Annotated in this window: 12 protein-coding genes; 10 read left to right on the top strand and 2 right to left on the bottom strand. The window is 70.2% G+C overall.

The genetic code is table 11. The features are described 5' to 3' along the window. Positions 1-179 precede the first annotated feature (179 nt). Positions 180-1,115 (bottom strand): DUF3027 domain-containing protein, encoded by a 936-nt coding sequence (locus ACFYW1_RS19105; protein ID WP_388993925.1) that lies wholly within the window; start codon positions 1,113-1,115, stop codon positions 180-182. Positions 1,116-1,651: 536 nt separating this feature from the next. Between ACFYW1_RS19105 and ACFYW1_RS19100 the strand changes: the two genes are divergently transcribed. The 4 genes from ACFYW1_RS19100 to ACFYW1_RS19085 all read left to right on the top strand — a co-directional run bounded on the left by ACFYW1_RS19100 (position 1,652) and on the right by ACFYW1_RS19085 (position 5,232). Beyond that, the gene (locus ACFYW1_RS19100; protein ID WP_388993922.1) at positions 1,652-3,094 is read left to right on the top strand and encodes an MFS transporter; all 1,443 of its coding nucleotides are present in this window, start codon (positions 1,652-1,654) and stop codon (positions 3,092-3,094) included. Between the two features lie 27 nt (positions 3,095-3,121). Further along, complete coding sequence (locus ACFYW1_RS19095; protein ID WP_388993919.1) at positions 3,122-3,601, top strand: DUF2771 domain-containing protein; 480 nt, start codon at positions 3,122-3,124, stop codon at positions 3,599-3,601. 85 nt (positions 3,602-3,686) lie between these two features. Then, the gene (locus tag ACFYW1_RS19090) at positions 3,687-4,391 is read left to right on the top strand and encodes a futalosine hydrolase (RefSeq protein ID WP_388993916.1); all 705 of its coding nucleotides are present in this window, start codon (positions 3,687-3,689) and stop codon (positions 4,389-4,391) included. After that, positions 4,372-5,232: a 1,4-dihydroxy-6-naphthoate synthase gene (locus ACFYW1_RS19085; protein ID WP_388993913.1), complete on the top strand. Its 861-nt coding sequence runs from the start codon at positions 4,372-4,374 to the stop codon at positions 5,230-5,232. Before ACFYW1_RS19090 ends, ACFYW1_RS19085 begins: the two co-directional genes overlap by 20 nt. 65 nt (positions 5,233-5,297) lie before the next feature. On the opposite strand, the gene ACFYW1_RS19080 is transcribed toward ACFYW1_RS19085, so the two are convergent. Next, positions 5,298-5,681, bottom strand: a complete 384-nt coding sequence (locus tag ACFYW1_RS19080; protein ID WP_093540351.1) for a cold-shock protein — start codon at positions 5,679-5,681, stop codon at positions 5,298-5,300. 209 nt (positions 5,682-5,890) lie between these two features. On the opposite strand from ACFYW1_RS19080, the gene ACFYW1_RS19075 reads away from it, so the two are divergent. The 6 genes from ACFYW1_RS19075 to ACFYW1_RS19050 all read left to right on the top strand — a co-directional run bounded on the left by ACFYW1_RS19075 (position 5,891) and on the right by ACFYW1_RS19050 (position 12,069). Further along, on the top strand, positions 5,891-6,115 hold the full coding sequence (locus ACFYW1_RS19075; protein ID WP_148837230.1) for a hypothetical protein: 225 nt from the start codon (positions 5,891-5,893) through the stop codon (positions 6,113-6,115). 238 nt (positions 6,116-6,353) lie between these two features. Continuing rightward, positions 6,354-6,752: a DUF6507 family protein gene (locus tag ACFYW1_RS19070; protein WP_356930518.1), complete on the top strand. Its 399-nt coding sequence runs from the start codon at positions 6,354-6,356 to the stop codon at positions 6,750-6,752. A 5-nt stretch (positions 6,753-6,757) separates the two neighbouring features. After that, on the top strand, positions 6,758-9,136 hold the full coding sequence (locus ACFYW1_RS19065) for a hypothetical protein (RefSeq protein WP_388993909.1): 2,379 nt from the start codon (positions 6,758-6,760) through the stop codon (positions 9,134-9,136). A 6-nt stretch (positions 9,137-9,142) separates the two neighbouring features. Then, the gene (locus ACFYW1_RS19060; RefSeq protein WP_388993906.1) at positions 9,143-9,787 is read left to right on the top strand and encodes a hypothetical protein; all 645 of its coding nucleotides are present in this window, start codon (positions 9,143-9,145) and stop codon (positions 9,785-9,787) included. 187 nt (positions 9,788-9,974) lie between these two features. Then, the gene (locus tag ACFYW1_RS19055; RefSeq protein ID WP_388993903.1) at positions 9,975-10,619 is read left to right on the top strand and encodes a hypothetical protein; all 645 of its coding nucleotides are present in this window, start codon (positions 9,975-9,977) and stop codon (positions 10,617-10,619) included. A gap of 46 nt (positions 10,620-10,665) precedes the next feature. After that, positions 10,666-12,069 (top strand): DUF6177 family protein, encoded by a 1,404-nt coding sequence (locus ACFYW1_RS19050; RefSeq protein WP_388993900.1) that lies wholly within the window; start codon positions 10,666-10,668, stop codon positions 12,067-12,069. Positions 12,070-12,336 lie beyond the last annotated feature (267 nt).

The raw sequence follows: 12,336 nt of genomic DNA, 5'->3' as shown, positions 1-12,336 counted from the left end.
CGGTGGTTGTGGACAAAAACCGGTCCGCCGGAGCGTCCAGTGCCCCGCCCGCGCCACAGGAAACCGCATCGCGAAAAGCCGTCCGCGGAGAGCCGCCCCGCGGGGAGCCGCCCGCGGGAGCCGCACCGCGGACACCACCCTGCAAAGAGCCGCACCGCGGGAACCGCCCCGGCCGGTGTCTACGAGTGGCCGAGGTCCTCCGTCGGCGCGTCCGCCTCCGCCGGGACCGAACCGGAGTCCCGGGCGGGCCGCAGCGGGTACTCGTCCACCTGCATCGTGTCCAGCGCGTGCGGCGCGGGCTTCGGCGGCTTCGGCATCACCGCCGCCTCCGAGTGCCCGCCGCAGCCGTACGACAGCGACACCACGTGCCCGTCCGCCGGGCCGAACTCATTGGCGCACACCCCGAACGCCTGCTTCAGCGAACCGGCGAGCGGCACCAGGAACGCGCAGGTCACGCACGAGGCGGGGGCCGCCTGTGCCATCGGCGTCTTCGCTCCGAACGCCTCGTCCCAGCGGTCGGCCGCCGTGTGCAGCCCGTACCGGGACAGCACCCGCGCCCGCCGCATGCCGAGTTCCTCGGCGACCGCGGCGACCGAGCCCCGGCTCGTCGGCGCGGGGCGCGTCGTCAGTTCCGCGTCCTCCGCGTCGACGAGGTCGGCCATCTCGTGCGACACCTCGGAGACCGCGGAGTTCGGCGGCGGCTCCTCCTCACCGGTGTAGCCGGGCTCCAGGCGGATGTCGTCCGCCTCGGTGGGCAGCAGGTCGCCGGGCCCCATGTCGCCGGGGCGCAGCCGCTCGCTCCACGGCACCCACTCCGGGGCGAGCAGCGCGTCGCTGCCGGGCAGCAGCACCGTTTCGTCGAGGGTGACCTTCTTCGCGCGGGAGGCGCGGGCGACGGTCACCGCCCAGCGCCAGCCCCGGTAGCCGGGCTCCTTGCACTCGAAGAAGTGCGTGACGACCCGGTCCCCCTCGGAGATCACGCCCGCATGCTCACCGACGACCCCCGGCGCGGCCGCCTCCTCGGCCGCCGCGCGGGCGAGGTCTACCGCCTCGGCGCACAGACGGTCGGGAACGGGGGTACGGGCCGTACGGCTTCGCGTCGTCGCAGCACTCACAGGTCTCGCTTCTCTCCTACGCCAGTCTCACGAGCGCGCCTGCACATCCATCGGTCCGGCCATGACGGATGCGGGCGGAGCGGACCTGGGGGCCGCGTCGACGTCCACACCCGTTGCTGCCTGCCTCGGGCGCACCTTCTGCCATCCATTCTGCGGGATCGCCGAGAGGCGCGCGGCCGGGGTCAACCGCCGGTGGCGCGCTACGCACGCTACCCCGTCTCTCGCCCCCCGCCCACCTGCCCGTCCCAAACAAGGCCGTATCCGATGCCGTGTCCGATGCCGCGCCGCGTGCCACGTCCTGCCCCGCACCTGCCCCGCACCCGTGCCGCGCCCGGGCCGCACCCCGTGCGCGGGCCCCGTTCGGGAGGGGGGCGGGGTGGCTCGGGGGTGACGCGAGGGGCTCGTGATCCGCCGGTGGACCCGGGCCGCGCCGGGCGCGCCCGACCGGCGCGAACCGCTGGCCCGACAGGGCGGCGTGCGCCGCGTCCCGCGCCGATGCCGGTTCGCCGCCACCGCGACTGGGGCACTATGACGGGGTGGCTGCCGCCAGGTCGCACGAGGGGCCGGGCCCGCTCCGCAGGGCGGGCCGGGCGATCGGTCGTGCCCTCCACACGCCGTTCACCGGCACCGCGAGGGGCATCCGGAAGGCGACGCACGCCCACGGCGCGGGCGAGTCCGGGCTCGGCAAGCTCATCGAACTGCACGCGGTGAACGGCGCGGGCGACGTGATGATCACGGTCGCGCTCGCCTCGACGGTGTTCTTCACGGTACCGACGGACGAGGCCCGCGGCCGGGTCGCCCTCTATCTCGCCATCACCATGGCGCCCTTCGCGCTCCTCGCCCCCGTGATCGGCCCGCTCCTGGACCGGCTGCCGCACGGCCGCCGCGCCGCGATGGCGGCCTCGATGCTGGCCCGCGCGGTGCTCGCGCTCACCATGTCGGGCGCGGTCGCCACCGGCGGCCTGGAGCTGTATCCGGCCGCGCTGGGCGTACTGGTCTGCTCGAAGGCGTACGGGGTGGTGCGCAGCGCCGTCGTGCCGCGCCTGCTGCCGCCGCGCTTCTCCCTCGTGAAGGCCAACTCCCGGGTCACCCTGGCCGGGCTCCTGGCCACCGGGGCCGCCGCCCCGGTGGGGGCGGCGCTCCAGATGGCCGGGCCCGCCTGGCCGCTGTACGGGGCGTGCGCGGTCTTCCTCGGCGGGGCGGTCCTCGCCTTCACGCTGCCGCACGAGGTCGACTCCGCGAAGGGCGAGCGGAAGGCCCGGCTGGTGCCGCCGCACGGGGTGGCGGTCTCCCTCGCCAGTACCGGGCGGACCGGCCCGGGACGCGGCGGCGGGAAGCGCTCCCGGTGGGCGCGGCGCGGCGAGCGGAACGGGGAGCGGCGGCCGGGGCTGCGGTCCGTGGGGCCGTCCGTGCTGAACGGCCTCCAGGCCAACGCCGCGCACCGCGCGCTCTCCGGCTTCCTGATCTTCTTCCTGGCGTTCCTGCTGCGCGAGCACCCGCTCGCCGGGCAGAGCGCCGCCGTCTCGCTCGGCATCGCGGGCGTGGCGGCCGGGGCCGGCAACGCCCTGGGCACCGCGGTCGGCTCCTGGCTGCGCAGCCGCGGCCCCGAGGTGATCGTGGTGGCGATGCTGGCCCTGGCGCTGGGTGTCGCGGTGCTCGCCGCGCTGTTCTTCGGCACGGTCATGGTCGCCGCGCTCAGCGCCACCGCGGGCTTCACCCTGGCCCTGTCGAAGCTGTCGCTGGACGCGATGATCCAGCGCGACGTCCCCGAGGAGGTGCGCGCCTCCGCGTTCGCCCGGTCCGAGACCGCGCTCCAGATGGCCTGGGTGGTCGGCGGCGGCATCGGCATCTCCCTCCCCCTCAACGGCGTACTGGGCATGTCGGTCGCCGCGGGCATCCTCGCCCTCGGCGCCGCCACGTCCGTACGGGGCCTGCTGAGCACCGCGCGGCGCGGCTCGCCGCACCCCCGCGTGGCGTGAACCGGGGCGACCGATAGCCTTCGGCTCATGACCGTTGCGTTCTTCTCCGGTAAGGGCCGTCGAATCGGCGTCGCTCTTGGTGCCGTTTCCGCGGGACTCCTCGTCCTCTCCGCCTGCGACAAACCGACGCCGCTCGCGACCGTAACGGTCGGCGGCAACTCGGTGAGTTCCGAGGCCTCCTGCTACAACGACGGCGAGGCCCTCAAGACGGCCGACATCAAGGGCTGCCTCAACAAGAAGGCGGAGAAGTCCGTCGAGGTCGCGATGGACGACAAGGTCCGCTTCGGCGTCGACCCCGAGATCGCCGAGAACGGCTGGACCCTGTTCATCAACGGTCAGCAGGCCGAGCAGGAGCCGTACAAGAAGACCTACCGGTCGATCCCGGGCAGCGCCTTCTTCTCCAGCCAGACCGGCGAGACCACGAACAAGACGCAGATCAGCATCGTGGAGACCAAGGGCAAGAAGCTCACGGGCATCTGGCACTTCGAGCTGAAGAAGACCTCCTGACCCCGGGCCGTGCCCGGCACGGCCCGCCCTCCCACGCTCCCGCCGCCCACCCCGTAAAACCCTCCTGACCTCGGAGGACTGCTTCGTGCACGTGCTCGTCGTGACCGCTGTCCCGGCAGAACGGGACGCGGTCACGCGCGCGTTCGGGGACCGGTCCGGGACATCGGTGTTCCACGTCCGGGGCGCGGAGATCCATCGCGCGGGCCCCTTCGACGTCCTCGTGGGCGGCGTGGGACCGGCCGCCGCAGCGGCCTCGACCGCCTTCGGGCTGGCCTCGGACGGCTACGACCTGGTGATCTCGGCCGGCATCGGCGGCGGGTTCGCCGGGGTCGCACCGGTCGGCTCCCTCGTCGTGGCCGACCGCATCGTCGTGGCCGACCTGGGCGCCGGGACCCCGGAGGGCTTCGTGCCCGTCACCGGGCTCGGCTTCGGCCGGGTCCTGCACATCCCGCCCCGGTCACTGGTACGGGCCGCGGCCGCCGCCACCGGCGGGGTCACCGGCACGGTCCTCACCGTCTCCACCGTGACCGGCAGCGCCGAACGCGCCGCCGACCTGCTCGCCGCGCATCCGGGGGCCGCCGCCGAGGCCATGGAGGGCTTCGGGGTCGCGGAGGCCGCCGGCCTCGCCGGCGTGCCCGTCCTGGAGGTCAGGGGAGTCTCGAACGCCGTCGGCCCGCGCGACCGGGACGCCTGGCGCATCGGCGACGCGCTGACCGCGCTCACCGACGCGTTCGGGAAGCTCGCACCCGTACTGGAAGGTTGGATCCACCATGACCGAGACGACTCCTGACCCGCTGCGGATCGCCTTCTCGCCCTGTCCCAACGACACCTTCGTCTTCGACGCCTGGGCGCACGGCAGGGTCCCCGGCGCACCCGCCCTCGACGTCACCTTCGCGGACATCGACATCACCAACGGGATGGCCGAGCGCGGCGAGCTCGACGTCCTCAAGGTCTCGTACGCGGTGCTGCCGTGGGTGCTCGACGAGTACGCGCTGCTGCCGTGCGGCGGGGCGCTGGGCCGGGGCTGCGGCCCGCTCGTCCTCACGCGGGAGGGCGCGGACGGCGACCTGACGGGGAAGACCGTGGCCGTGCCGAGCGAGCGCTCCACCGCGTACCTGCTGTTCCGGCTCTGGGCGGCGGAGAAGGTGCCGGGCGGTGTCGGCGAGGTCGTCGTGATGCCGTTCGACGAGATCATGCCCGCGGTGCGCGACGGGAAGGTGGACGCCGGTCTCGTCATCCACGAGGCCCGCTTCACGTACCGCGACTACGGGCTGCACAGCCTCGCGGACATGGGCCGGCACTGGGAGGACACGACCGGTCTGCCGATCCCGCTCGGCGCGATCATCGCCAAGCGGTCGCTGGGCGCCGCCACCCTGAAGCTGCTCGCCGATTCGGTGCGCGCCTCGGTCCGGGCGGCCTGGGACGACCCGGATACGTCCCGGCCGTACGTGCTGGAGCACGCCCAGGAGATGGACCCGGCCGTGGCGGACCAGCACATCGGGCTGTACGTCAACGAGTTCACGGCCGACCTCGGCGAGGACGGCTACGCGGCGATCCGCGGCCTGCTGACCCGCGCGGCGGCCGAGGGGCTGGTACCGCCCCTCGGCCCGGACGCGCTGTCGTTCGTCTGAACCCGGCCACCGGGTGCCGAGACCGGCCGCCGGTCAGCCGTCGAACCGGCCAGACATCGAGCCGGTCAGACGTCGAGCTGGTCGGCGACGGCCCGCAGCAGGCCGCCGATCTTCTTGCCCGCCGCCTTGTCGGGGTAGCGGCCACGTTCCAGCATCGGCGTGATGTTCTCCAGCAGGGTGGTCAGGTCCTGCACGATGGACGCGAGCTCGTCCGGCTTGCGGCGCTGCGCGGCCGCGACGGACGGGGTCGGGTCCAGGACCGCCACCGAGAGCGCCTGGTCCCCCCGCTGACCCGCGACGACTCCGAATTCGACGCGCTGGCCCGGCTTGAGGGCATCGACACCGTCGGGCAGCACGGAGGAGTGCACGAAGACGTCGCCGCCGTCGTCGCGGGAGAGGAAGCCGAAGCCCTTCTCGCTGTTGAACCACTTGACCTTGCCAGTCGGCAAAGCACGCACCCCATCTCAACCCGTGTGCCGGAACAAGCCTCAGCAGGTCAGGCCATCCAGTGGTGCTGCTCCCCTGCTGGCAGCAGCCTCCACAGGAGGAGTACCCCTCGTCAAGCCTGGTCATCCGGACTGCTGTCCGGAAACGGCACCTGGTGCGCGCGTCGATGGCCCCGGGGTGGTTCGCCGCCCCCGGGAACTACCCTGGCGGGGTGAGTACTACACCTTCTGGCGCGGGCGACCGGCTGGTCCGGATCGGCGCGATCGTCTTCTTCATCGGCGCACTGTCCACCCTGGTCACGGTGGCCCCCCTGTTCCTCGGCACCCGCCCCCTGCCGTCCATCGCCTGGTCGCTGTGCATGCTGATGGGCGTCGGCTTCCTGATCGCCGCCGCAGGCGTGATCCGGTCAGCCCGCGCGGGCTCCGCGAAGCAATAGCACGAAGCGCGACACTCCTTTCCCAACCGCAAACACCACTGCCACCCCCACCCTCACAAATCCCGCCATCCCACCCGGCCAAATAACGCCATGCATCCGATCCGGCACACATCCGGTTCGAAATGCATTGCGACTGCGACGACCTCCTTGATACAGATGGAGGTCCTGCGACCGACGACGTACGCGCCGCCGGTCGCAGTCGACGAGACGTATCGACCGGGGGACGCAGGGGGATGGCGTGACGGGGTGGGACATCAGGCCCAGCGGGGTGCAGTCCGTTCTGTCGTTGGTGGGACTTGCCGCCGAGGACCTGAGCAAGGGCGTCAAGGGCTACGGCGAGAGCGTGGAGGACGCCGCGCTGTGGGCGGGGACGATCAGCGGCCCGTACTGCGGTGAGGCACCGTCGGGGCCGGTGGGGGCCTCGGTGGTGAACTTCATCGGCGACACCCAGAAGCAGATCAGGTTCATGGCCGCCCGCACGAAGAAGTCGATGGACGGCACGGTCGAGGCCACCACCGAGTACATCGAGGGCGATCTGGCCATGGCCGCCCGGGCCCAGCACGAGGCGTCGAAGGCCCCGACCCCTGCCGAGATCAGAGCCGTCGGGGAGAAACCCGGCCGCCGGGGCGGGGAGTAGCGGACGTGATCGAGCCGGGTGGAATACCGCAGTACACGGGTGACTTCGGCCAGTTGGAGAAGGCCGTGTCCGGTCTGCGCACGCACGCCACGGGCATCCGGAGCGGCGGGAAGGACGTCCATTCCCGCTTCCAGGCGACGGCCGCGTATTACAAGGCCCCGGAGGCGGAGCAGCTGTTCTCGTCGACCCGGCCGGTCATGGACACGGCCGACGAGTTCGCCGGGGACATCGAATCGCTGGCCGATGCCCTGGACACGTTCATCTTCGAGGCCAAGCCGCACGCCGACCGCCTCAAGCAGCTGAAACTGGACGCGATCGACTTCGTCGACAGTGTCCGGGGCGACGACGACTGGACCGAGGACAAGGACAAAGTCGAGGCGCATCAGGCGCTGATGGACGGTGTGGCGGCGGCCCGCGAGGGCTTCCAGACGGCCGAACGCGACGCCGCCAACAAGATCGGCGCGATCAGCCCGGCCGTGTGCCGTCCCCGGTGGGTCGTGGACGACGGCACCCACGGGCTCGGCATGTACGGCCAGAGCGCCGACTCGCTCAAGGACACGAAGGACCTGCCGTGGGGCAGCCCCGAGGGACGCACCTACGAGCGCTGGAGCCTGGGCTGGTGGGGAAACGGGATCAAGAGCTGGGCGTGGGAAGGCATCGCCAAGGACAGCATCTGGGGCGGCATCGACGGCCTGGGCACCTTGCTGGGCTACCACGGCGAGCAGGCCCGCGATCAGGCCTGGGACGGCCTGCGCCGCACCGCCGTCGGCGGCTATGCCTACGGCATGGACCTGTTCGGGCAGGACGAGCACCTCTCCGACTGGCAGCGTGACAGCAAGGCGTACGCGAAGGAGTTCGGCAAGCAGTTCATCGCCTACGACATGTGGGAGGAGGACCCGGCCCGCGCCCATGCCACGGTCTCCTTCAACCTGCTCACCCTCGCCGCCGGCCCTTTCGCCGCCGCGTCCAGACTCGGCAAGGGCGGCACGCTCGCGAAGGCGGCCGGCAGCATGGCGAAGATCGGCGACGCCCTCGACCCGCTCTCCGGCACCTTCAAGGCCGCCAAGGCCCTCTCCGACCTGCCCAAGGTCTCCCAAGTTCTGGCCAACGTCAGCGACCACCTCCAACTGCCGAAGTCCCGGCTCCCCGACGGCGCCCTCGACCTCGACCACCGCTACCGGATCGACAGGGACGGCAACTTCATCCCCCTGAACCGGGACGGCACACCCAATCTGGACCCGTCCAAGCACGAACCCTCCGCCACCGAACGGGGTGCCGGCCAACGACACGGCGATCGTGAACCGGTCGGTGTCGGAGGCCGTGCGCCCGACAACCGCGAACCGGCGCCGGTGGGAGGCCGCGCTCCGGGAGACAGCCACGAGAATTCGAGCGGTGGCACCAGCGGCGGAGGCGGCAGCACATATCGCGGTGAAGGGAGCGACGTACCTGGTAGAGCCGGTTCCACTGCTCGGGCAGATGATGAAGGCACTCCAGGGGGGCACCACAGCCGCGAGGTTGCAGAACCTGGTACTGGTCCAGACGCTTCTGGTCATGGACACAGCCCTGCCGACCCCCCACCGGGGCCGTCTCCCCACGAGCTTCCCGACCAGCACCGGGTGGATCCTGGGCATGAGGGCCCCGACGACCACGGTGAATCAGTCGCACCTACAGAGGGCCAACCAGAACATGGCAGCGCCGTTGACAATCCTCCCGGTATCGATCCAGCCAAGTACTCCAAAGATGTCAATGACCACGCGCAGATCCACACGGGCCGTATCAAGCCGGAACAGGAAGCCGGAGTCATCGCAGAACTGAGCCGCGTCAAAATGGATCCGCGTGATCAGCAGGCCGTAATCCGTTCCCTGCGCAAGTCTCCGTACGGATCCGGTGCGGCCGAGATGCTCTTGCGTGGGCACCTGCGGAACCTGGAGGGTTACGAGAAGCTTCTCGACGCGTGCAAGAGAGGGCCTTCCAGGACAGAACCGAAGGGAATGGTGCCAGCCGCCTATATGGCCATGCAGCTGGCTACCGATCTCCAGGAGCGCGGCATAGGGCGCATCGGAGTGGAGCTTGATACAGCAACGTTCGACCTTGACACTTACACCCGCCACCCCGATGGCTCGATCGACTACGGGTATCAACTCAAGGATGTCGAAAACATCGAAGGGATAAAATCTGCTGCAAAGAAGGCCGCGAAGCAGCTGAATCACGAGGGAATCACTCAACGAGTAGCCATTCTGGACATTCATCAGCCGATGGCAAATCTCACATCACACATGTTCAACGAGGCTTCATTTCACGCCAAAAGAGTCAACGGAACATTCCTTCTACGTTTCGCCGATGGCTCAATTCGCGTACCGCCGGCTGGACCTATATTCCCATGAGGAAAGATGACAACACTGAAACGCGCACCACGAGAATGCGGCTCCTGGATCTGGGATCTCAGCGATTCAGCCACACCGGGGCTGGAGTCGGCTCTCTCTTTCGCGGCACGAATGTGCAACGTACTGACCCGGCTCGAACTGCTTTCCCCTACCCAGCTCAAGTACAGTTGGTACACCCTAAATGTCGGACCGACCGGCATCGCAAGCATTCTTGAACTCACCAAACCACTGGAGGATTCGAGCCTCCCGGAACGGGTGCGTGGCAGTCGACCCTCCGCATACCCCTCCGCCGACATCGCCGACATCGATGTGATCGGCGCAGGGAAATGGATCGACGCGGAGGGGCGGTCCCGGACTGAGCCCGAACTGGTCAATCTGTCCCTCACCACCACCCCCACCGACCTCTCGGCAGAGCTTTCGGTACATCACGACATCTGGGGAAAATACGATTTCGCGGGACATCCGCACCTCGAAGTCCACCAGAACAACGCCCCACGAATTGCGGCAGCCCTGAAGGAACTCAGCGCCCTGCTCGGCATGCCTCCCGAGCTCGGGGAACCGACATATTTCGGAACAGCCACTCTCGAAGGGCTCGCAACACCGGACGTGTACGAGGACGGCCTGGGGCCCGACCTGACCAGCAGACTCTGACTGCGGAGAAGGTAACTCCTGCTCCGTAGACATGAGTAACGGAAGGGTCCTCAGCCCTGCCGAACCATGCCCTCAGGAGCAGCACACAGCCCGGGACACCATAGCCTCCCCCTGCAGATTCCGGACCCAGAACGCTGTTGAGCCAGACTGCACACCGGTGGGCCACATCCACCCGTAAGGAAACCTCGTGTCCACCCTGATGCGCGCCCCGCGCCACTGCGGTTCCTGGTTTTGGGATCTCGATGAGGTCATGACTCCAGGGCTTGATTCGGCACTGAGCGTGGCTATGCGAATGATCGACGCCCTGAAGGTTTTCGATCTATTTTCTCCCGTAGCACTTGAGTATAAATGGTACGTGCTGGACTCAGGCCCGACCGGAGTTGAAAGCCGCCTGACCATCGCTGACCCACCGGGTGGGCTGAACCTTTCCGAGAGGGTATCGGGAAGCCGGCCTGCAGCATTCCCGAGCGCCGAGCCGGGCACTCTTCACCTCGTTGGATCCGGGGCATGGTCGGACGCCGAGGGGAATCTTCGCCGGGAGGCTCGACTGATTGACATTTCGGTAACCCCCGATCCCACAAATTTGATTGCCGAACTTTCCGTCCACCACGACATCTGGAGCTGGTTCGACTTCTCCGGTCGGCCGCACCCCGAGGTGTACAACCGGAACGCGCCGCGGCTGGCGGAGGCCCTGCGGGAGATCACCTCTGTTCTCGGCGTGGAGCCCGAGCCGGGTGAGCCGACGTACTTCGGGCACGCCGTCGGCTACGGCGTGTCCACCGGGGACCCGGACGAGAACGGTCTGGGGCTCGATGTGACCGACCACCTCTGACCGGCCGAGAAGACGGATCCCCCGACACAACTCACGGAGCGACCGCATGACCCAGGACGTCATAGCCCTCACCCCGCAGATGCCGGACACCAGGACGCTGCTGGCCGGGCTGCATGCCGGTGGGCCGGATCTACGGGTGGGGGAGGCGGGTGGTGGGTCCGTCGTTCAGTTGTGCACGGCCGGCGGGCAGGCGTTGGTGTCGGTCGAGGCGCCCCGGTACGTCCAGGTGCCGGGCGAGGCGGCGCGGTTGCTCGGGCCGGGTGTGGACGCGGAGTCGCCCGTGTGGTGGACCGAGGCACGGGCAGCCAGCACGGTGGAGGGGGCCGGGCGGCTGGCCGGGTCCTTCGCCGGGCGGCTGAACGCCGTGCACGGGGGCACCGTCTGGCCGCGCGAGGCCGGACACACCGATGTCGTGACCGGTCTCGCCGACGCCGTCGTGGAGGCGACTCCCATGGGCGTCGACCTGCTCACCGACGAGGCCGCCGTCGTCGTCCAGGGCCGCCCCGTGATCGCCGCCACGACCTGGCTGACCGATGTCGTGCGCAACGCGGCCCGCACCGGGCGCGAGTTGCAGATCGTCACCCCGCCCGGCACCCGGCTCACCTTTCCCGCCCGCACCCTGCTGGACGGGCTGCCCTCCCGCTGGGTCGTGCACGACCCCGAGTGCGGCTACTACGACGGGCTCTCCGGCACCGTGCTGTGCTGGGACCAGGGGCGGTTCATCCCTGTCCCCGGGGACGGCCCCCGCCTCGCGGACGCCTTCCGGCCCCGCCCCGAAGCGGAAGGGGAACGGCAGTTGCTGCTCTCCATCCGTACGGTCCACCCCGCCGACGAACACATCCTCCTGGGCGGCGCCCTGGAGCAGACCTGGCGCACCCTCACCGGCGCCCCGCCCGCCGGATGGTCCACCGCCGAACCCGTCAATGTGCCGTGGTCGCCCCGCCAGTTCACCGACCTGGCCCGCACCCGCGCCCAGCGGTCCCTGCCCACCTGGACCGTCGCCGTCGGCGCCCCCGACCGCCCCGCGATCGCCACCACGCGCACGGCCCGCACCGGGGCCGGCGTCGAGGAACACATCACGCTGGCCGTCGGCCTCGGCGCCGATTCCGCGGCGGACCTCCTTGCCGAGCTGGCCGAGGCCCTGTCCGTCCGGCACAACCTCGCCACCATGATCGGCCAACTGCGCACCGCACGCGCCGATCTGACCGTCCCCGCCCACCACGAGCCGTCCCCGGTCCCCCTCACCTTCACCCTCGGCCCCGACGCCGTCGCCGAACTCGGCAAGGACCACGGAGCCTTCACGCCCGCCCGGCTCGGCCCGGCCACCCGGCCCGCGCTGCACCACACCCTCGGCGACGGCACCGACCCCGCCACCGCCTGGCAACGCCTGCGGCAGATCAACGACCACTTGAATGACGCCCGCCGGACGGGGGCGGGCAAACGAGTCTGAGGGACGACGCCTGTCGCCGACCTGCCCTCTCCTGCGCACAGGACGTCTCCCGACCGGACGCGGAGAACTCCCGCTTGCCCGCCCGGGCCCGGATCGCTTCAGCGGTCCCTTCAGGCAGGGAAAGGCTGACCCGGGTCGCCGGTCCCTCACCGATGCCATACGTCGTCTCGGGCATGAACCCACCGCATCAAACGAGTAGGAAAACAATGTTCCGCCGCCGAGCGGGACCGCGGTTCCGGGCCCCGGCACCCGTAAGGGCGATTTCGG

Source organism: Streptomyces sp. NPDC002669, assembly GCF_042889165.1.
Taxonomy (GTDB): domain Bacteria; phylum Actinomycetota; class Actinomycetes; order Streptomycetales; family Streptomycetaceae; genus Streptomyces.
The sequence above is the reverse complement of the archived record's forward strand: the minus strand, read 5'-3'. Positions and strand labels throughout refer to the sequence as shown.

Bases quoted from the DNA above. Each gene is read 5' to 3' on its own strand.
- ACFYW1_RS19095 (WP_388993919.1), top strand. From the start codon at position 3,122: ATGACCGTTGCGTTCTTCTCCGGTAAGGGCCGTCGAATCGGCGTCGCT.
- ACFYW1_RS19085 (WP_388993913.1), top strand. From the start codon at position 4,372: ATGACCGAGACGACTCCTGACCCGCTGCGGATCGCCTTCTCGCCCTGT.
- ACFYW1_RS19060 (WP_388993906.1), top strand. From the start codon at position 9,143: ATGACAACACTGAAACGCGCACCACGAGAATGCGGCTCCTGGATCTGG.
- ACFYW1_RS19050 (WP_388993900.1), top strand. From the start codon at position 10,666: ATGACCCAGGACGTCATAGCCCTCACCCCGCAGATGCCGGACACCAGG.